The sequence below is a fragment of the Culturomica massiliensis genome (assembly GCF_900091655.1).
Taxonomy (GTDB): Bacteria; Bacteroidota; Bacteroidia; order Bacteroidales; family Marinifilaceae; genus Culturomica; species Culturomica massiliensis.
Genome location: NZ_LT594621.1, coordinates 264,641 through 284,582 on the forward strand (window position 1 = coordinate 264,641; position 19,942 = coordinate 284,582).

Below are 19,942 nucleotides of genomic sequence, written 5' to 3' on the forward strand. Positions count from 1 at the left end.
AGATGAAAAGGTATATTTTTATTATGGGGTGTATTGGGCTGTTTATGGGTATCCTGAACGGCTGTTCTCCGGTGACAGAAAATATTCCGGACCCGGATTTTAAACCGGACGCCTTGATTTCTTTGGGCGATAATACCATTTCTGTGTGGGATTTGATTGGAAAGGGAGAACCTCAATCGTCTGAGGGTGGAGAAGAAATACATATAACCTTACAGTATTTACAGGAGAATGCACTTACTATTCCCGCAGTGGCTTTATATAATATCAGTGCGGATACATTGCTTCATGCTCCTTATTTTCAGGTGGATGCCACCAGTGGCATCGAATTCGGGGTACCTTTGGAAAAGGAAGTCAAGTTCCGGCATTTGGATACGATTTGGCTGACGACAATTCCGCAGGGCGTAAATATCAAGCATATGGAGGATGTAGCTGATTTGGAATATGTGTTTCCTTATACCGGTTTTGAATACCGGGTAGAGATAACTCTGAAAAATATTTTTGTGCGCGGAACCCGGGAGGCGTTGAAGATCAGTGAGGTTGTAAATAAAGACAATCAGAAAGGAATCCGGCGTAAGGTGACGAAAGAGTTTGATATCGATTTATCGAAAGGAAATTTACTGGAAGTGGAAACGCGTGTCGTTATTGCTGCTAAAGCTGTTTTATTTGAACCCCAGACGATTTATTTATTTATAAAGTCGCTGAATATGAAACTGGAGAAAGCGGTCGGTTATTTCCCGATACCTCCTTTGCAATTGGATAGCAACAATTTGAAAATGAATCTGGATGTCCTGGCGAATTTATCCAATGCCTTCGATATTGCTTCTCCGAGGTATTATTTGATCGTTCGCAATAAAGGGCTGGGGTTACCTGCCGAAGTGGATGATTTAAGATTACATGCGACGAATGTGGCCGGTACCCGGAGTGTGGAATTGAGAAGTTACGAAGAGATGGCTTTTGAGGCAAATACGGAAAATGTTTTGCGAGTAGATACTTTTGTATTTACACCCGATAATTCCAATCTGGTCGAATTCCTTTCTTTACCTCCTCACGGGAATATCGACTATAACGGTACGATTCGGTTTAATCCGAACGGCAGACCTGCTGAAGACAATGTAATCTATGCGGACGGGTTATCACAGGTGGATTCGTATATTGAAGTGCCTATGGTGATGAAAGGGAACGCTTTGTTGTACCGGGATACGCTGGAAGGGTTTGACTTTAGCGGGAAAGAGTTTTCTGCGGCTCAGCTGACGGTGACGCCGACTACAGATATTCCTTTTACTATGTCGTTGTATCGGTTGGAATTTTATGATGGAGCAGGAAATATGCTGGAAAAGGTAGACTGGAACGAATCATTGATAAGCGGAAGAACGATAAGCCGGACGATTACTCCGGAGATGTTGGAAAAAATAACCGGAGCCACTTATGGTATTGGGATTGTGGGAGTTTCCCTTTCTGTAGATGTATTGGGTATTCGGCAAGATGCCGTTTTGAAATTGAATTATTCTTTATTAGGTGAAACGAAACACAATTGATAAGATGAGAATTGTTTTTGTGATTGTAAGCATATGTTTGTGCTGTAGCTGCGGAGACCGGGATCTGCTGGATTTTGATAAAATGGATAAACCCCAAGGGTGGGAACCGACTTTTTCATTTGTATTGGCGCGGGGAGATTTCTCTATGTGGGATCTTCTCAAAGAAAGCGCTTCAGATAGTGCAACTCTGAAAAAGGATGAGAACGGGCAGTTGTTGATCGAATACAAACGTCCTGAAATCTATACCATAGAAGTGGATGATTTGTATTCGATGAAAGCAGAAGATATGTTTTTTAACGGTAGTTTTCCGATCAATCGTTCTTATATTGATGCCGGAAAAGGAACTGTACAAAATCCTTATTACGATACGTTGCGTGTACCTTTCCAGTTAGAACAACTGTTACCGGAAGTTTCTATCCGGGAGGCTACGCTTTCTATTAAATCGATGACGTTTATTGTGATGAATAACGCCAATATTGGCGGGACGTTAACCGTAGTTTGTGAAAATCTGTATTCATTGGAAACCGGGGATAAAATTGCAATTCCTTTGACTTTAACACCGGGAAAGCCGACTACTTTTTATTCAACGGAAGTCCCTAATCTGAAAGCTGTGCTCAACGGTTCCGATATTGTTCCCTTGACTTTTGTATTGAAAGTGACGGATATTGCTCAAATGCAGAATAATCAAAATGTTTTGATCGATATTGCGACGGCTGGAGTAGATTATAAAAATGTGAATTTGTTTTTACCCTCCGCTGAAATACCGTTACCACAGAAAAGTTTTATACCGGAAATTGCTTTGCTCAATGATCTTTCCGGGGATTTTGAGTTTGTACGGCCTGAGTTGCAGATTACTGCCCGGACGAAAGGTTTAGGGGCTGATTTTTATCTGCGACCGATGGTTTTTACAGCTGTAAATGCCGGGAAAATGTTACAAACAGATGAAGTTTTTGGGTTTGCAGGAGAAAATCAAAATGTAAATGAAGTTTGTAATAATTTTTCTTATGATATTTCAAATTCTAATATACAGGAATTTACTGATGTATGGTCCGGAAACAAGATTGAATATGGCGGAGGAGAACTTCGTTATGGCGGAGGAGAGATGTGGCTGTATGCGGGAGGTAAGCTTATTTTTGATCTGACTTTGAAAATACCTTTGGAGCTTTCCGCTACAGAGTTGGTCTATTATGATACAATCCGTGATCTGAATCTGAAGAATGCTGACAAAATATTGGAAGCCCGGTTGAGAATGGTAGGGGAGAACGGGATTCAAATGGAATTTGGTATTCCGGAAGTGTTACTATTGGATGGGAATAATGGTTTGCTTGATCGTATTGCGAATGAAAATCCCGATCTTGTTTTTCCGGCAGCTAATGAAGCCGGTCCTGCAAACGGAAGTATTTTAATTGCATTTAATGAAAAAAATTTACGATATTTGGCTAAATCCAAACGGATTGTTTTAAAGATTGTAGCCAAATCTACACCCGGTAAAACTGCAGTCATAGATGCGATATCCAGGCTTACTCTGAGGTTGAATTTGGAAGCCCGGGTTGATATGGGGGGAGTGGTGTTCGATTAAAAGGTTTATTCAGTTGTGATTTACGATTTTCTTTTTTCGTAGGGCCGGATTATGTGTTTATTTTAAAATCATCGATTAAAATTTACAATTAAAACGTTCCTTAATTTTAGTTGATCTAAATTGAAGACTAACGAACAGATATAAAGACAAACAAGTGACGATAAATGATAAGTTACATGTTTGAGAAACAGAAAAATAGGATATATATATCTGACTTTCAGATATAAATTAAGTAAGAAAAGTCTGTTTGTAAATGGAGAAAGGGTAACATGTCTGCAAGGATGGCAGATGTTATTGGTGGTGTAAACCTTTGACCAATAAAAAGGAACGTTTTAGTTGCAGATTTTGAATTAAAAAAACTGATAACGAAGCAGATTGCAAGTCATTTAAAATTTACAGTCTAAAATTTATAATTTATATGAACGCTTTTAAATAAAATAACATATGTATCGACGTATTATTTTTTGTATTGTTATTGGAATAGTTGCTTCTTGTTCTTCTTTTAAAAATGATGGAGAATTGGTAGGAGCCCGTAAAGTAAAAAGATGGTTTGAGCCTGATCCTTATGGGATGGTATTAATTCCTACCGGGAGTTTTGTTATCGGAAACAATGATGAGGATATTGCCTGGTCGATGTCTGCTCCGCAACGTACGGTGTCGTTGGCAGCTTTCTGGATGGATGAGACGGAGATCACCAATGACGAATACCGTCAATTCGTTTATTCCGTACTGGATTCGATGAAAAGACAACGGCTGGTAGATGAAGGGTATGAAGAATTCCTGATGAAAGACCGGAAAGGCAATGTATTGGAGCCGCCTGTTTTGGACAGAAGAATGCGTATTGACGGAAAAAAGAATGAAGAATATAAGGAACTTCTGGAAGGGATGAATTACGCCGGGGACGACCGGATTGTTGCCGGCGAACTGGATGTGCGGAAGCTGGTGTATAAGTTCAGTTGGTATGACTTTAAGCAGGCTGCTGCCAATGACCGTTTCTATAATCCGGAAACCGGAATCTATAAAGGGGGAACCGTAATCAATGCCAATGGCGAACGGGAAGCGGTAAAGGGGCGTTCGTCTTTTATCATGCGCAAGTCTGTCCGTATCTATCCGGATACTTTGTGCTGGCTGAAGGATTTCACGTATGTCTACAATGAGCCTTATGTGAAGGAATATTTTTCACATGTGGGGTATGATAATTATCCGGTGGTGGGCGTTAACTGGCATCAGGCGCAGGCTTTCTGTCACTGGCGTACTGCTTTGTTCAACAATGCCTCTTCCAACCGTGTTCAGGACTGGCGTTTGCCTTCGGAGGCCGAGTGGGAATATGCAGCCCGTGGTGGCTTGAGTGGTGCTACTTATCCCTGGGGGAGCTATTATACACGGAATAAGAAAGGTTGTTTTATGGCGAATTTCAAACCGATGCGTGGAAACTATATCGGCGACGGCGGTAGTATTACGGTACCTGTCGGAACTTATGCCCCCAACGGTTACGGTTTGTACGATATGGCCGGGAATGTAGCGGAATGGACTAATGATACCTACGATGAATCGGCTTATCAGGTTACACATGATATGCGTCCGTATTATTATCAAACAGCGGCTAAAACAGATAGTCGGATATTCAAGCGTAAAGTGATCCGGGGTGGTTCGTGGAAAGATGTGGCGTATTATATGCAATGCGGGGTAAGGACTTACGAATATCAGGATTCTGCCCGGAGTTATATCGGATTCCGGACTGTCAGGACAAAAATTGAATTTTAAATTATAATATTCTATGAAATTATTTAGAAGTAAATCCTATAAGGCTGCTATCGGTTTTATTTATGGTTGGGGTGCTACTGCAGTAATAGTGGGTGCTTTGTTTAAGATTATGCACTTTCCCGGTGCAGGGATAGTATTGACAGTGGGAATGCTTGTTGAAGCTTTTATATTTTTTCTTTCGGCTTTCGAGCCCGTTATGGAGCATTACGATTGGGCCCGTGTCTTTCCCGAACTTGGAACGAGTGGGGAGAAATTGGGCGTAAATCAGCCCGGTCCTGGCCGTCTTTCATCTCCGGCTTCACCTGTAAGTGGAGTCAGCGGCGTCAGTCTGGGTCTTGACGATGCGGATGCGGATAAACTTCGTCAGGGGATCGATAAGTTTGTTGCGACAGCCGATCATTTTGCCGAAGCTTCTGTAAACGTTCCTGATTTTGCACGTAAAATAACGACGGCTGCGGCTTCTTTCGAGAAGTTGGGCGAGAAGACAGAGAAGGCCGGGGAATTGCTTGAGGTATCCCTGAATACTTTTTCCACGGGTTGCAGCGATCTTCATAAAATCTTACATGATTCAGCGGATAGTCTGACTTCTCAGATCAGGCTCAACTGCGAAAAACTGGCCTCTACGATGGGAGCTTCAGCCTCAGGCTTCGATTCCCTGAGCCGAATGATGGAGGAACAGTTGCAGACGGTGAAATCCCAGACATCTGGTTATGCCCAGCAGTTGTCTTCGGTAAACAAGAATATCAGTGCCCTGAATGCGCTCTACGAATTGCAGGTGAATGAGACCAAAGCTTGCCTTGAGTCATTCCGTGGAATGCAGAGTGATATGGGAGAGATGCTTGAACATGTTTCTCTGGGTCTTGACAGTACGAAGCTCTTCCGTCAGGAATCGCAGCAGCTGGCCCATAATGTGGCTTCTCTTAATTCCGTTTACGGAAACATGTTGAGTGTGGTCAATAATAACTAAAGCAGGGTATTAGATGTCAACGAAGAATTGTCCCGAAACGCCGAGGCAGAAGATGATCGGCATGATGTATCTTGTACTGACAGCGATGCTTGCTCTGAATGTGTCGGCAGACGTTCTGGATGCCTTTACCCGAGTGCAGGAGAAGATGTCCTCTACAGTTTCCGGTTTTTATAAAAAGAATGCGGAGGCTTACAATGAGATCGATATGGCTTACAACCTTAATTCCACTAAGGTCGCCCCTATCCGAGCCAAGGCACTGGAGATCAAGTCTCTTTCTTCGGATATTTTTGTGTTTATAGAGGAACTGAAGAAAAAGATGGTATTGCTTGCCGATGGTCCTGAGGGGGATGTGATGCACATCCAGGCTCGTGATAATCTTGATATCGGTGGTCAGGTGATGATCACAGAGGGCGAGGGTAAAAAGTTACGTGAACTGCTGAATCGTTTTCAGGAGAAATCGCTTAGTTTTATCCATCCTAAGGATTCCCTTCTGCGTGTATCCATCCGTCATAACCTGGATACAGAGGCTCCTAAGGCCGTCGACGGAGAGTTTAAATCCTGGGAGTCTTCGAAATTCGAGGGCATCCCGCTTGTGGGAGTGGTCACAATGCTGACTTTTTACCAGGCTAATGTATTGAGTACAGAATCGGATGTGATCCGCTACCTTTATTCTTCGATCGATGCGGAGTCTTTTAAATTCAATAAACTTGAAGCCCTTGTTATTCCGGACTCCCGTTATGTTCTTACTGGCGACCGTTTTAAGGCACGAATCCTGCTTGCAGCAGTGGATACGACCCAGCGTCCAGATGTTATTGTCGGCGGGCGTTCCATATCGTATAATGGAGATTATTGCCTCTATACGGAGTCGGCAACGAAAGTGGGCATCCATCGGTTAAAGGGTGTAATCAACTATGTTTCTCCTTCGGGTGCCACCTTGCCGCGGGAGTTTTCGATGGAATACGAGGTGGCAGACCCTGCGGTGGTGATCTCCCCGACGAAGATGAATGTATTCTATGTGGGAGTCGATAATCCGGTATCTCTTGCAGCTCCCGGTTTGTCCCCTGATGTGATCGAGCCTCAGATCAGCAACGGTGAAATCCGGAAGTCTTCTGACGGTAGCTATATCGTTCGTCCTAAGGTTGCCGGCCGTAATTGCGAGATCACTGTTTTTGCCACGATCGACGGTCAGAAGCGTAAATTACAGACGCAGGAATTCCGGGTAAAAGAGGTGCCTGACCCTGTAGCCAAGGTGGGTGGTCAGCGTGATGGTAAGATCAAGAAGAACCTTTTGCTTGCAGCCGGGGGAGTGGATGTTGAGATGGAGAACTTCGACTTCGATATGAAGTTTATTGTTCAGAGTTTCAGCATGTATACCGTTATCGACGGTTATGCCCAGGATCAGTCTTCCCGCAGCGGTTCCTTTACTGGCGAGCAGTTGAAGATGATCCGTAACCTGAAGCGTAATCAGATCCTTGTTATCGAGCAGATCATGGTCAAAGGCCCTGACGGTTCGGTGCGCAAGCTTCCTTCAATCTCATTCAAAATCGATTAATAATGAATAAGTATATGACAAAAATTTTGTTGGCGTTGCTGCTTCTTTTAGCAGGTACTTTTTTTTGCCCGGGTCAGACTTCGAAGACTTTTTTTGACAGTGTGATCAAGAATCCCGATCATGATGAAAAGGCTCCCATCGTATTGCCTTATGTCGATCCTTCTGATGTAATCTGGGCCCGTACGATCATCCGTGAACTTGTATTGCGCGAGAAGATGAACCTTCCCTTGTATTATCCGACGCGTCCGATGGACGGCCGGATGTCTTTGATTGATATGTTGCTGAAGGGGATACAGAAATCCTTTAAGACGGCTTATGCGGACGATGAGTTGCAGACCCCTGTAAGTTATGATGAGATTCTTTCCCGTTTCGGCGGTCAGAGCGATACGATAACGAAGCGCAATACGGTGACCGGGGAGATGGAGAAGGTTGTTGTAGAGGGTGAGATTCATACGGATGAGGTAAAGCGTTTGCTGATCAAGGAATTGTGGTATGTAAACCGTAAGACTTCCCGTCTGGAGGTCCGTATCATCGCCCTTTGTCCTGTTCGTGAATATACGAAGGAGGACAGTTATGACGGAATCTTGAAGAGTCAGTTGTTCTGGGTGGATTACGGAGAATTCCGGGATCTTTTGTCTAAGCAGAAGGTTTTCAATTCGGCTAATGATGCGGTTCGTTTGAGCTTTGATGATATATTTCTGAAGCGTTATTTCAGTTCCCGGATCATTCAGGAGTCTAATGTATACGATAACCGTACGATCAGCAGTTATGCCGTCGGAATGGATGCCGTACTCGAGTCTGACCGGATTAGAGATGAAATTTTTAATTACGAGCAGGATTTATGGGAATACTAACCGATTGAAAGCGGGGTGTTGACTGTCAATGAGAAAGAATCGATAGAAGATACAGAGGGATAAGTGACTTGAGGGGTTTATAAATTTTAAGAATTTTGGATTGCTTTATGTGGCCATTTTTATTTCCCGGACGGATTCGGATACGTTCTACCCGGAAAGCTGAAAACGAACGAATGAAATTCAGAGAGGATCACCGTTTTTTTACGGCTTTAAAGGCGAGCGGATTGCCAGACCGGTATCAGAAGTTGGAAGAAAAAATAGGGAGTGATGATTTCAATATACGCTGTCGTCAATTGCGGAAATTTTCGTGGAAACGTAAAGCCGAAAGATGGAAAGAGAGCGAAGCATTCCATGATTTGAGAGCATATCGCCGATTGAAAAAGGACCCGGAGTTGCGACGTTATTACGAATTAAAAAAAGATCCGGTTTTTTATCAGTATCGTTCCTGGAGTCTGACTTTTGAAGACCATTTTAACACGTTTGAGCGGTCGAAATGGATTACATGTTATTATGCCGGAGAACGTTTTCTTCAGGCTACCTATGGTGTAGGGAGAGATGTTCAGCTGTTTATTCCTGATAATGTAAGAGTCAGGGAAGGACACTTGTATCTTGAATTTCGTCAGCAGCAAATCAATGGTAAATATTGGGATCCCCGTTGGGGTATTATAACCAAAGATTACGGCTATACTTCCGGAATGGTAAATACAGCTTTGTCTTTTCGTCAGAAGCTGGGACGTTTTGAAGTAAAACTGGAAATACCGGCTGATTCTTCTTTGGATTATTGTTTTTGGTTAACAGGGGATCGGTTTTATCCGCACATCAATATCGTAAAATTCGGTTCCAAAGGTTATGAAGCCGGATGTTTTCTGGGTAATCCGGGAGAGGAACAAGATGTGGAACAATTGAAAAGGAAGGTACGTCTGAAATCCGGGTTTTACATTTTTACTTTTGATTGGCTGGAGGACCGGATGATTTGGAAGATCAACGATTGTGTAGTGAAGACCTTAAAGATACATTTACCCGATGCACCTGCTTTGTATGCTTGTCTGAGTCTGGGAACGACAGAGGAACCGGGGGAAGTTCGTCTGCCAGAGATGATGAAGGTGGAATGGGTACGTTTTTATACAAAGAATAAATTCGATTGATATGAGAAAAGAAAAATATGTTGCAGGGCTTATATGTCTCTTGTGTGTTTTATCTCTGACTTCCTGTCAGAAAGTGAAAAATCTGTTTGGCAAGAAAAAATCGGCTACTACCGGCTGGGCTTATAATGATCCTGAAAACGGCGGAATTGAATACACGAAGGTAAAGCATACAAAAGCAGGACCCGGTCTGATTTTTATTCCCGGCGGGACGTTTGTGATGGGCCGTACGCAGGAAGATGTGATGGGAGAAAATAACAATATTCAACGACGGGTTACGGTTGCTTCTTTTTATATGGATGAAACGGAGGTTCGTAATATAGATTGGCTGGAATATCTGAATTGGTTGGGGCGGGTGTATGTCAACTATCCGGAAGTGGCTAAAAGGGCATTGCCTGATACATTGGTATGGAGGGATCAGTTGGGATACAATGAACCCATGGTAAAGAATTATTTGCGTTTTCCTGCTTATGCTGAATATCCGGTTGTCGGAGTTTCCTGGGAACAGGCAACTGAATATTGTATATGGCGTACAGACCGGGTAAATGAACAGATGCTGGTCGATAAAAAGGTTTTGAAGCATGATCCGGAAGGGCAGCAGGATGAAAATAATTTTAATACGGAAGCTTATTTGAGTGGTCAGTATGCAGGTGCTGTTTATAAAAATTACAAGGGGAATGGCAGGGAGGCTCGTCCTGTAAAGTGGGAGGACGGATTATTGTTACCGTCATATCGTTTACCTACTGAGGCGGAATGGGAATATGCTGCTTACGGTTTGATCGGAAATACAGAAGACGAAAGAGTGGCGGGTACGCGGATTTATCCCTGGAACGGTAGTTGGGTGCGTAATGACGAAAAAAAACACCGGGGAAAAATGATGGCAAATTTCAGGCGTGCCCGGGGAGATTATATGGGTGTGGCTGGTTTTGCAAATGACGGATGGGGCTATACGGCTCCGGTAAAATCTTTCTGGCCGAATGATTTCGGATTATATGATATGGCCGGAAATGTAAATGAATGGGTGTTCGATGTATATCGTCCTTTGTCTTTTCAGGATATGGCGGAGTTTAACCCTTTTCGGGGAAATATATTTAAAGTACCCATGACGGACGGAAGTGGAAATATAGTTGAAAAGGACAGTTTGGGGCGCATCCGTTATCGTAATCAGACAGATGTTGAATTAGCAAACCGGGAAAATTACAGAATTGCTGATAACCGGAATTATCGGGACGGAGATTTACAGTCCCGGATTTCAAATGAAATTGATTGGAAGTCGGGCATGGATCGGGGAACTTCTGAAATGTATTATGCCAATCAGAAAGAAGTTACGACATTGTTGAATGATGAAGCCCGTGTTTACAAAGGAGGTTCCTGGAAAGACGGAACGTATTGGCTTTCTCCGGGAGGCCGTCGGTATCTTAATCAGAAAAAAGCCGCCAATGACATCGGTTTCCGGTGTGCAATGAGTCAAATAGGTTACAAATAACAGAAATTATAGGGTGATGGATGTTGCTAAACTATTTTATACGTGGGCTTGTGTACCTTGTATAAATTATACGCGAAAATTGACCGGAGGCTTTAAATTGATCCTCTTGGAGCAAGGGTGTTCTCATGTTTTCAAAGAAGATAAAACCGACTACTTTCTCTTCTTTATATTGGAAGGTGAAATGAAAGTAAGGGATGAAAATACCGAGCCTTGGATTGCGGGAAAGGATGAAATGTTTTTGGTTTACGAAGGAGTTCGTATTGAATGTGTTACTCCGGTAAAGTTGATTTTTTTTACAACGGATCATCCGGGAAATAAGGGTGGGGAACTCTTATTTCGTTTATCCAGTATCTGTGAAAAGGTGGAATATCGTTTTCATCCGACCGAGGTTCGTAAGGAACTCCTTTTGTTTTTGATTTTGTTGAAATCTTATCTCGAGGATGGGGTTGCGTGCGGACATTTACAGGAAATAAAACAGGAAGAGTTGTTTAATTTACTGTATAATTATTATACTATGGTGGAATTGGCAGAATTATTCCGTCCTGTCGTTGTCAATAAAAACAGGGATTTTAAAAAACTGGTATTGTCTCATTGCCTGCATGCACGTTCTGTCGATGAATTAATCGAGTTTTGCGGTCATAATCCCTATTATTTCAAGAAGACATTTGCTAAAATTTACGGTACACCTGTTTATCAATGGATGCAAATACAAAAAGTAGAACACATCAAAAATCAGTTGATGGACGTGAATGTGAATTTAAAGGAGCTTATGGCAGCGGTGGGATTTTCTTCTCCTTCGCATTTTAACAAGTTTTGTCAGAAATGGTTAGGAATGTCTCCGACACAGTATATAGAAAGGATGAAGAAGGATTGTACCTATTTACTGGATTGATAATTTACAATAGAATGACGGCTTGATATAATTTACTGAGCTTGTTAGATTATACTTTTGAATATAGATAGCGTGTATTAAAATATTTGGTGTTTATGGATGCTTTCAGGATATTGCAAATGGAAGGTGATAATCGAAACTGTATTTATCTCCATCGTGAAGGTTCGGAATGGTATGCTTATGAATCTTCAGCCTTTTATCTCAATTCTACTTTTCCGGTCAGGGGAAGTGTCGAACGAATCGTCGATCATAAGTCTGAGATGTGTCTGATCCGGATTCCGTTAGGCAGACAACCCCGTGAGTTTTTTATGGGTCAGGAATTGATTTTCCGTAGTGAAGACATACTGGAAGTGAAATGTAAATTGAAATACGGAGGGTTTCGGATTTGGAAATCACGTTTAATAAATTGAATTTTTGAGCATTATGTATATCACTTATTATATGAAAGATGGAAGTGACCGGAAAAAAGGTTCAATATTTAAATATTTTGAATTTCCGGCTAAAGAGGTTCTGGAAAAGGATTCTTTTGAAAAATGTAATTATTTGATTTTTAATCTGGAAGGTGAAATAAAGTATATTTATAATGGATCAATTCACCGGGAATTACATACAGGAGAGATGATGTTTCTGGGAATTCAGGCGAATTGTATGCTGACACTGGAAACTGAAGCAAAACTTTTGATTCTGGGCTTCGATGAATTGTATAGCTTATGCGATAAATTTACTTTTCAGGCTTTGAGTCCTATTCAAAGTATGTTAAAGTACGAATTTGATACATTGGATATTCGTTATCCGATGGATGATTTTTTGAAATTGCAGATTGAATATATTTCTAATCATAGGTTTGATAGCTATTTGTTTGATGATAAATTGAAAGAGCTGTTTATTATTTTCCGGGCTTATTATTCCAAGGAAGAGTTGTCTATGTTTTTTTACCCCATTATTGCTAAGAGTATGGATTTTAAAAATATGGTTTTGGCTAATTACAGGAACGATATGCGTCTGGAGGAATTGGCAGAGGTGTGTCTGATGAGTAAACGGGCTTTTCAGCGGCATTTTAAGGAAATTTTCGGGGAGACTTGCGAGCAATGGATTTTGCGGGAAAAGTCAAAGCAAGTCCGTTACTATTTGTCTGTGACAGACTGTTCTTTTAAAGAAATTATTGATAAACTGGGGTTCGATTCGTCTGTGCATCTGAATAAGTTTTGTAAAACCTGGTTCGGTATGTCGCCGACAGATTTGAAGAAAACATTAAATATACAGAAAGATTGTTTGAAAAATTAGAAAGATTATGTTTCTGACCTTTCTTGCCTTTAAAGATTTGTTCAAATTTTATACATACATATATCTTGTCCCCTACATATTTGTTCAAGTTTTATACAACACATGCACATATATATTATACTTTGTTTTAGGTCAGAACATAATCCTTTCTAGTTAAAAATTTCAGATTATGAAAAAGAATACCAAGGAAGTCGTCGTTAGTTTGTTGAACGAAGGAACACAATTTACGGGAGATATCGAATCACAGGATGATTTGTGTATTCATGGTTGGGTTTCAGGAAGTATCAATGCCTGCCGGAAATTGGTCATAGGAACCACGGGGCAGATCGAAGGAGATATAAATTCTCCGAGTGTGGTTGTTTTCGGGGTGGTGAACGGGAATATTTTTTCTTCCGGTTTTGTATCTTTAAAGAATACGTCTCAGGTGACGGGAACAATTACAACTGCACAAATTGAAATAGAGTCGGGGGCTGAATTTAACGGGGATTGTTGTATTGAACGGAACGCGAATGTATAAATTGAGAATTTTATTATTGTTTATCGGGATATTCGGAGGAAGTTATTTGCTCGTGGCACAGGATCTTCAGTATTCCCAGTTTTTTGCCAACCAGTTGGACTTGAATCCTGCTTTTGCCGGATCGCAATATTACCATCGGTTGATTGTGAACTACCGGAATCAATGGCCTGAAGTCGGACGTCCTTATATCAGCTATGCCGTTTCTTATGACCGGCATCAGGCCGCTATAAACAGTGGTTTTGGGATTCAAATCAAGCAGGACCGGCAAGGAAAAGGGGCTTTGGTAACGACAACCTTTTCCGGAATTTATTCTTATTTGGTGAAGTTGCGTCCACATGCCGGTTTACGTTTTGCAGTCGGTGTTTCGGTTATTCAAAATTCAGCGGATTTGTCCAATCTGGAATTTCCGGATATGATCGATCCGATTTTCGGTTCGGTATATCCTCACCAGACAGGGGATGACCCTTCGAATTTAAATAAATTGAGTGTCGATTTTTCGACTGGATTTCTATTTTTTGCAGGAAATTATACAGTGGGTGGCTCTGTACAGCATTTGGGCGAGCCTTCATTGGCTTTTTCGGCAGATGCTCATTTACCGATGAAATATACCTTACATGCCGGTGCTGAGTTTGCTATACATCATCGGGGGTTACGGGAGAGTCGTTATAGTATTAATCCTTTGTTTATGTTTCAGAAGCAGGCTTCCCATCATCAGATGAATTACGGAGGGTTTATCAATTGGAGTAATCTTACGGGAGGTGCCTGGTTCCGTCAAAATTTCGATCGTCCGTTGAATGCTATGATCTTTATGCTGGGATATGACAATCGTATTTTCCGGGTAGCTTATAGTTTTGATTGGGGACTTTCCAGGTTGGCCCGTGTGGGAAGCGGCGCTCACGAGGTTTCGCTGATTTTCCTGATGGGTGAACGAATCCGGAAAAAACGGTATAAAGAGATACCGTGTCCGAAATTCTTCCGGAAAAATGAGATGAATTATCTGAATGGTTTTTAAATAAAGAAGATGTATGTATAAATGGAAGATATATATACGTTGATACTTAATTTGTTCTTCCAAAAAAGCAGAATATCTATGAGAAAATTATTTGTGATTTTGATTTTTATTGTGAGTGGATTTATGGCGGTAAATGCTCAGAACCTGAAAGATGGCGCCACCTGCCCTGTAACAAAGGCCATGGTAAATTATGAAGGAGTGGAAAATATCAACATTTCATTTATTCCCCGGAGTTTATTTGTCATTTTGGATAATAACGGCTTCTCTGAAGATTTATTGAACGAATTGAAAAAGCTGGAAAGATTGAATATGATGTTTTTCAATAAAGAGCACGGCGATATGGGTGTGTATGAAAAAATTTTGAAAGACTTCGATGCTGTGTTTACCAATAATAATTTTGTCCAGTTGAAAAATACTTCCGAAGGAGGGGCGACACTCCGGATTTTTGTAAAGATGGAAAAAGACAAACCCGTAGGAATGACAATGATATACGATGCTGTAAATATGTTGGATATCATTGAGTTTGAAGGGAGTTTCAATATTGCAAAAATTCCTTCAATCGTGAAAAGCATAACTATTTTCGAAAAGTTAGGAAAGAAAATGTAATAAGATTCATGTTGAATTTCTGCAAGTTATTTCCCAAATACGGGTTAGAATGTTTATGGAAAATAATTTGCAGAATTTTTTGCTTGTCAGAAAAAACGCCCCTGTCGTACAAGTACGGTTGGGGCGAAAATTAAATTACTTCCGGGGTGTTTCCGAGAATTTTCGGAAAGTGAGTTTTCCCGAATCGAGACCGAATGTCCAGGTGTATTTGCGATTGCTTTTCAATTCCAGATCAGTCAGGGGGTAATTTGTTCTTACCATTTGTCCGTCAGAGGAACGTCCTGTTATGTATATTTTTGTATCCGAAGCTAGTGTTTGTGGAATAACCGGTACGGAGCGGCCGGCTGATGAGAAATAAATTTCTTTTATTTTTCCGTCTGCAATAACTTCCCCTTTTTGTAAATCGATATAGCCATCTTCAACAGCCTCGATCCGAATATCAAATTGATATTCCGAAGCCCCTTCTATGTCGATATAGAGCAAACTCATCCCCGGCTTGAATTCGAGACGGACTTTAGCTTCACCGGCTTTTACGGATTGTGGTTTTGCCAGTAAGATTTCGTTGTAGGTTGGCGATATGTTTTGGCCGGACAATTTTAAATGGACAAAGCCTTGTGGAGTGGCTTCCGGATATATGCCGTGTTCTGTCGCTTGTTTATCTAAAGCCAGGCCATATAGCTCAATTCCTTTTGTGTCCCAAGGATAAATAGCAGAAGATTCCCCGTTGGAGAAATCGTAGTCGCTTTTGCCGGCCGGAAGCGTACCTTTCTCCGGCGTGTACAGATAGTAATGATAATCAGGCAAAGGGTTCCAGCTAATTTCCAATTGGTCGGAAGGGGCTTGCTGGCTTTCGGTACAGGCAAAAAATAGAAAAGAATAGCTTAATGTGTAAATGAATTTTTTTGTCATATCTGTCATCTATTAAATAATTGAAGCACTAAAAGTAATCTTCCGGTTAAAGGCATGATTTATAATTATATGACATTTTGTTGTATAAGTTTTTGGAATTTCGGTTCGGATGCTATTGCTTTTGTTGTTTATTTTTCAGGGATGTGGGAACATTTTCTTTAAAAAAATCGGATATTTGTACATGGAAAAATTATATTTCCGTGTATGTGTAATGTAAAATAAGGAGAGGATGAAAGGGATAATCGGTTTATTGCTGTTCGGTACAATGATGTGGGGACAGACGATGGCCCAGTATACGATTAAATTGACGGTGAAACAGATGGCAGGAAAAAAGGTTTCACTGGCTTGTCATTATGAGGAACAGTTGATGGTACAGGATACAGTGGTCCTGGATAATAATGGGGTCGGGTATTTTCGTCATGCCTCGAAGAAACTGGCCTCCGGAATATATATGTTGTATTTTTCACCGTCCAGTAATTGGGATATTTTGATCGGTAGTGATCAGAGTTTCAGTATTTCCTGCGATACGAGTCAGATTTTGAATACGATGCGGATAGAGGGATCGCCGGAAAATCAGGCTTTCCTGGAGTTTCAGAAGTTTATGGTGGAAATGGGGAGGCAAAACAGTACTATACGGGAGGAATTCCGGAAAGATCCCGATAATAAAAAAGCAGAAGTGAGGGAGAAGTATTCTGCCCGTTATGCTGTTTTGGATAAGGAGGTCAGAAGTTATATCGGAACGATCTTAAAGCGTTTTCCCGGAACGGCTTTGGCTACCTTTGCCCGGTTTACGCTGCCGGTTGAGATTCCCGACTTTTCAAAAGAGGTGCCGGAGGGAACGAAAGACCGGGATATGGAAATCCGCCGGAAGTCTTTTTTCTATATGCAGGAACATTATTGGGACAATGCGAATCTGACGGATAGTATGTTGATACGTACGGATATTTTTAAAAAGCAGTTGGATAATTATTTTTCCAACTTTGTAATCAATTATCCCGACTCATTGTACCGGGCTTGTGTACGTTTGGTCGAAAAAGCACGTCCGAATAAGTTGATGTTTCGTTATCTGACGGATTATTGCCTTACTTCCACTTTCGAGAATAAGATCATGGGGATGGACGAAGCATTTGTAAAGTTCGGGCAGCGTTATTATGTGGATGTGACACCGGAGTGGGTGACGCCTGAGCGGTTGAAAACCATACGGGAAGAGGTGATCAAACGGCAGTTTAATTTATTAAATCATCCGGCTGTGGAGTTGAAGCTTTCGATGTTGGAAGGAGAGTGGGTCAGCTTGTACGAAGTGAAAGCTCCTTTTGTATTGCTGCTGTTCTGGGAACCGAATTGCGGACATTGTAAAACACAGGTCCCGTTGGTCAGGAAAGAAATTTATGAGCGTTTTGCTCCCTATGGCTTGAAGGTGTTTGCCGTCAATACACACACCGATAAGAAACAATGGGAAGAGTTTGTCGAGAAAAACGACCTTTTTGATTTTATCAATTGTTGGGATCCGAACAACCAATCGAATTACCGGACATATTACAATGTATTTTCGACTCCGGTTATGTATATTCTCGATAAGGATAAAAAGTTTATAGCCAAGAGTCTGACTGTTGATCAAATGGTCGATTTGCTCAAGCACGAATATAAAAAAATGGGTATCGAAGTCCAATAATATGGGATTCCGATACCCTTGGTTTTATGTTTTTTGCGCTTACAGGTCGGTCCTGAAGGTTGAAGCCGGGAGATTGTCTTTATTGACCAGATTACCCCGGGTAAACGGTTGCCAGCCGTAACGTACGGCGTGTGGCCGGGATACTTTTTCCGATTCGACGATGATCCGGTTACCTTTTATGATTGCCGTTGCTGGATAGAATATACCATTGTCACCGGCAGTTTCAAATGTACGCAAAGCCTGTCCGTCGGCTGTTTTCAAGTCTTCGGCATAATCGAATTCCAATATGGCTTGTTTCCCTTCGGTCTTTATCTTCCGGAAAAGCGGACCGGAAGGCAGGATTGCCCGATGGTAGGTGTGGCACAATGCCTGGCGGGCCAGACGTTCCCCGATTTCTTTTTTGTGTCGGGGGTGTACGTCCAGGGAGTCTCCCAGATCCGATGATACCGCCATGCCGGAATGGGGGATGGCTTTTAGTATACGCCGCTGGCTGTCCCTGAACCAGGGCCAGGAGGGGCGGTTCAGGCTCGAAAGCTGTACATAATAAAAGGGCATTTCGGGTTGTTGCCAATAATTTCTCCAGTCGTTTACCAACATCGGAAACAGTATTTCGTGTAATTCGGTATTGTGAGCGTTCGACTCTCCCTGATACCAGATAACGCCTTGTATCGGATATTGCATTAAAGGAAAAATGCCCGATTCGAATAGATAACAAGGTTCATAGGGGTGTCGCTGGAATGGATTTCCGGCCTTTTTAATGTTGAGAGAAGCCCTTTCACGCACCCAATCCTGAATCATGTCGTTGTTTTTCCAATCGCATAATATATCCGGAAAATCGAATTCGAGGGTATGCCGGCTGATCCAGGATTCACAAGGGGAACCGCCCACTGCATTACAGATCAGTCCTACCGGGACATTCAGGCTGTCCGCTAACATTTTCCCGAAATGATAGGCTACAGCGGAAAAATCCGGTAATGTCCGGGCATTGCATATTGTCCAACCTTGAATGGTATAATACTCCAACCGGTTCAGGGAATCCAGTACCGACGACTCCCATTCCATTGCATAGGTTTCCCAACGGGGGCGCATATTGAAAAGACGGATATGTGGATTGTTTGCTTGTCGAAGATCTTCGGAGGCTGTTGCTGCTTGTTTCAGCATAAAAGCCATATTCGATTGACCCGAGCATAGCCATACTTCTCCGATTAAAACATTGTGATAAACGAGAGTACGGTTGTCGGTATTTATTTTCAGGGTATAGGGGCCTCCGGCCGGGAGCGGTTTCAGTGTGATGTTCCATTTACCGTCAGAAGTCGTTTGTGTACTTTGTTTTTGTCCGGCAATGGAAACACTGACTTTTTGTCCGGCGTCGGCTGAACCTGAAATCAGGAGGGGACGATCACGTTGTAAAACCATGTTATCCGTATAGATATCAGGCATATGCAGTCCGCCATAATCGCCAGTAAGGGCGGAGTAGACGGTTTTAGCCAGTATGGCCGCTCCTTCCGTAACAGGGTGTAAGGCATCGGGTAACAAGTCCGGACGATGGTACAGAGGGGCTTGCAGATCAATCAGGCCGACCTTGTTGTCGGCTGCGATTTTTTCGATTTTCTGCTGGATGTCGGTATACCAGTCCCGGGTGCCGGAACGAAAGCGGGGATGTCTGTTACCGATTGGAGAGAGACGACAAATCCATATTTTACAGCGGGGATTGACTTTGCGAAACGATGCGATCAAATCGGTGTAATCCCGTATAAAATCGTCCCGGTAGTTGGGCCAGTTACGGGGGTCCGTGTCGTTCAGTCCCAGGTGGATAACAACCATATCTCCTGCGTATTCCAGGGCTTGGCGATACTCCTCCTGCTCGGTATATGGGCGGTGTCCTTTTCGTAACAGTGTCGCCCCGCTTTTACCGAAATTGGCGACGGCGTATTTTTCTCCCAATAACCGCTGCAATTGTGCCGGGTATGCGTTTACTTCCCGTTCGGGCAGCAGATATCCGTAAGTTACGCTGTTGCCGATACAGCTTACTTTGATTTTTTGTCCGGCATAGATTGCCGACAGGTAAAATAAAAAAATGAGACAAAGAAAAATCGTTTTCATTATTCGTTGATATAAGATAAAGCAATGATATGTTGATAAATAAATAGCTTTTACCGGTCGGATATAAT

At 42.2% G+C, this 19,942-nt stretch carries 17 protein-coding genes; 15 read left to right on the forward strand and 2 right to left on the reverse strand.

What is annotated here, in order from left to right:
• The first annotated feature begins 2 nt into the window (after positions 1-2).
• The 14 genes from BN8908_RS02225 to BN8908_RS02290 all read left to right on the forward strand — a co-directional run bounded on the left by BN8908_RS02225 (position 3) and on the right by BN8908_RS02290 (position 15,190).
• The gene (locus BN8908_RS02225) at positions 3-1,535 is read left to right on the forward strand and encodes a hypothetical protein (protein ID WP_021987152.1); all 1,533 of its coding nucleotides are present in this window, start codon (positions 3-5) and stop codon (positions 1,533-1,535) included.
• 4 nt (positions 1,536-1,539) lie between these two features.
• Positions 1,540-3,114 (forward strand): hypothetical protein, encoded by a 1,575-nt coding sequence (locus tag BN8908_RS02230; RefSeq protein WP_068688732.1) that lies wholly within the window; start codon positions 1,540-1,542, stop codon positions 3,112-3,114.
• Between the two features lie 444 nt (positions 3,115-3,558).
• The gene (porK, locus tag BN8908_RS02235) at positions 3,559-4,878 is read left to right on the forward strand and encodes a T9SS ring complex lipoprotein PorK/GldK (protein WP_068688733.1); all 1,320 of its coding nucleotides are present in this window, start codon (positions 3,559-3,561) and stop codon (positions 4,876-4,878) included.
• A gap of 13 nt (positions 4,879-4,891) precedes the next feature.
• Positions 4,892-5,845 (forward strand): type IX secretion system motor protein PorL/GldL, encoded by a 954-nt coding sequence (porL, locus tag BN8908_RS02240; RefSeq protein WP_068688734.1) that lies wholly within the window; start codon positions 4,892-4,894, stop codon positions 5,843-5,845.
• A 13-nt stretch (positions 5,846-5,858) separates the two neighbouring features.
• Complete coding sequence (porM, locus tag BN8908_RS02245) at positions 5,859-7,397, forward strand: type IX secretion system motor protein PorM/GldM (RefSeq protein WP_021988516.1); 1,539 nt, start codon at positions 5,859-5,861, stop codon at positions 7,395-7,397.
• Positions 7,398-7,411: 14 nt separating this feature from the next.
• Positions 7,412-8,251 (forward strand): type IX secretion system ring subunit PorN/GldN, encoded by an 840-nt coding sequence (porN, locus tag BN8908_RS02250; RefSeq protein ID WP_161945848.1) that lies wholly within the window; start codon positions 7,412-7,414, stop codon positions 8,249-8,251.
• Between the two features lie 173 nt (positions 8,252-8,424).
• Positions 8,425-9,396: a glycoside hydrolase family 16 protein gene (locus BN8908_RS02255; protein ID WP_161945849.1), complete on the forward strand. Its 972-nt coding sequence runs from the start codon at positions 8,425-8,427 to the stop codon at positions 9,394-9,396.
• 1 nt (position 9,397) lies between these two features.
• Positions 9,398-10,879 (forward strand): SUMF1/EgtB/PvdO family nonheme iron enzyme, encoded by a 1,482-nt coding sequence (locus tag BN8908_RS02260; protein WP_021986961.1) that lies wholly within the window; start codon positions 9,398-9,400, stop codon positions 10,877-10,879.
• Between the two features lie 16 nt (positions 10,880-10,895).
• Positions 10,896-11,771, forward strand: coding sequence for a helix-turn-helix domain-containing protein (locus tag BN8908_RS02265; protein ID WP_068688746.1), 876 nt, complete (start codon positions 10,896-10,898; stop codon positions 11,769-11,771).
• 95 nt (positions 11,772-11,866) lie between these two features.
• On the forward strand, positions 11,867-12,181 hold the full coding sequence (locus BN8908_RS02270) for a hypothetical protein (RefSeq protein ID WP_021986959.1): 315 nt from the start codon (positions 11,867-11,869) through the stop codon (positions 12,179-12,181).
• 31 nt (positions 12,182-12,212) lie between these two features.
• Positions 12,213-13,055 (forward strand): helix-turn-helix transcriptional regulator, encoded by an 843-nt coding sequence (locus tag BN8908_RS02275; RefSeq protein WP_161945850.1) that lies wholly within the window; start codon positions 12,213-12,215, stop codon positions 13,053-13,055.
• Between the two features lie 169 nt (positions 13,056-13,224).
• Positions 13,225-13,572, forward strand: coding sequence for a bactofilin family protein (locus BN8908_RS02280; protein ID WP_068688748.1), 348 nt, complete (start codon positions 13,225-13,227; stop codon positions 13,570-13,572).
• The gene (locus BN8908_RS02285) at positions 13,565-14,584 is read left to right on the forward strand and encodes a PorP/SprF family type IX secretion system membrane protein (protein ID WP_068688749.1); all 1,020 of its coding nucleotides are present in this window, start codon (positions 13,565-13,567) and stop codon (positions 14,582-14,584) included. Before BN8908_RS02280 ends, BN8908_RS02285 begins: the two co-directional genes overlap by 8 nt.
• 78 nt (positions 14,585-14,662) lie before the next feature.
• On the forward strand, positions 14,663-15,190 hold the full coding sequence (locus BN8908_RS02290; RefSeq protein ID WP_021986955.1) for a DUF4252 domain-containing protein: 528 nt from the start codon (positions 14,663-14,665) through the stop codon (positions 15,188-15,190).
• 135 nt (positions 15,191-15,325) lie between these two features.
• Here the strand turns inward: BN8908_RS02290 and BN8908_RS02295 are convergent, their stop codons facing one another.
• Positions 15,326-16,099, reverse strand: coding sequence for a fimbrillin family protein (locus BN8908_RS02295; RefSeq protein ID WP_148453137.1), 774 nt, complete (start codon positions 16,097-16,099; stop codon positions 15,326-15,328).
• Positions 16,100-16,328: 229 nt separating this feature from the next.
• Here BN8908_RS02295 and BN8908_RS02300 point away from each other — a divergent pair, with 229 nt between their 5' ends.
• Positions 16,329-17,771, forward strand: coding sequence for a TlpA family protein disulfide reductase (locus BN8908_RS02300; RefSeq protein ID WP_068688753.1), 1,443 nt, complete (start codon positions 16,329-16,331; stop codon positions 17,769-17,771).
• Positions 17,772-17,810: 39 nt separating this feature from the next.
• Here the strand turns inward: BN8908_RS02300 and BN8908_RS02305 are convergent, their stop codons facing one another.
• On the reverse strand, positions 17,811-19,874 hold the full coding sequence (locus BN8908_RS02305) for a GDSL-type esterase/lipase family protein (protein ID WP_068688755.1): 2,064 nt from the start codon (positions 19,872-19,874) through the stop codon (positions 17,811-17,813).
• Between the last annotated feature and the right edge of the window lie 68 nt (positions 19,875-19,942).

What these genes read in the sequence shown, in the direction of transcription:
- BN8908_RS02255 (WP_161945849.1), top strand. Translation starts at nt 8,425, where the DNA reads ATGAAATTCAGAGAGGATCACCGTTTTTTTACGGCTTTAAAGGCGAGC.
- BN8908_RS02260 (WP_021986961.1), top strand. Translation starts at nt 9,398, where the DNA reads ATGAGAAAAGAAAAATATGTTGCAGGGCTTATATGTCTCTTGTGTGTT.
- BN8908_RS02275 (WP_161945850.1), top strand. Translation starts at nt 12,213, where the DNA reads ATGAAAGATGGAAGTGACCGGAAAAAAGGTTCAATATTTAAATATTTT.
- BN8908_RS02305 (WP_068688755.1), bottom strand. Translation starts at nt 19,874, where the DNA reads ATGAAAACGATTTTTCTTTGTCTCATTTTTTTATTTTACCTGTCGGCA.
- BN8908_RS02290 (WP_021986955.1), top strand. Translation starts at nt 14,663, where the DNA reads ATGAGAAAATTATTTGTGATTTTGATTTTTATTGTGAGTGGATTTATG.
- porL (WP_068688734.1), top strand. Translation starts at nt 4,892, where the DNA reads ATGAAATTATTTAGAAGTAAATCCTATAAGGCTGCTATCGGTTTTATT.
- BN8908_RS02285 (WP_068688749.1), top strand. Translation starts at nt 13,565, where the DNA reads ATGTATAAATTGAGAATTTTATTATTGTTTATCGGGATATTCGGAGGA.
- porN (WP_161945848.1), top strand. Translation starts at nt 7,412, where the DNA reads ATGACAAAAATTTTGTTGGCGTTGCTGCTTCTTTTAGCAGGTACTTTT.
- BN8908_RS02230 (WP_068688732.1), top strand. Translation starts at nt 1,540, where the DNA reads ATGAGAATTGTTTTTGTGATTGTAAGCATATGTTTGTGCTGTAGCTGC.
- BN8908_RS02280 (WP_068688748.1), top strand. Translation starts at nt 13,225, where the DNA reads ATGAAAAAGAATACCAAGGAAGTCGTCGTTAGTTTGTTGAACGAAGGA.
- porM (WP_021988516.1), top strand. Translation starts at nt 5,859, where the DNA reads ATGTCAACGAAGAATTGTCCCGAAACGCCGAGGCAGAAGATGATCGGC.
- BN8908_RS02295 (WP_148453137.1), bottom strand. Translation starts at nt 16,099, where the DNA reads ATGACAAAAAAATTCATTTACACATTAAGCTATTCTTTTCTATTTTTT.
- BN8908_RS02225 (WP_021987152.1), top strand. Translation starts at nt 3, where the DNA reads ATGAAAAGGTATATTTTTATTATGGGGTGTATTGGGCTGTTTATGGGT.
- BN8908_RS02300 (WP_068688753.1), top strand. Translation starts at nt 16,329, where the DNA reads ATGAAAGGGATAATCGGTTTATTGCTGTTCGGTACAATGATGTGGGGA.
- BN8908_RS02270 (WP_021986959.1), top strand. Translation starts at nt 11,867, where the DNA reads ATGGATGCTTTCAGGATATTGCAAATGGAAGGTGATAATCGAAACTGT.
- porK (WP_068688733.1), top strand. Translation starts at nt 3,559, where the DNA reads ATGTATCGACGTATTATTTTTTGTATTGTTATTGGAATAGTTGCTTCT.
- BN8908_RS02265 (WP_068688746.1), top strand. Translation starts at nt 10,896, where the DNA reads ATGGATGTTGCTAAACTATTTTATACGTGGGCTTGTGTACCTTGTATA.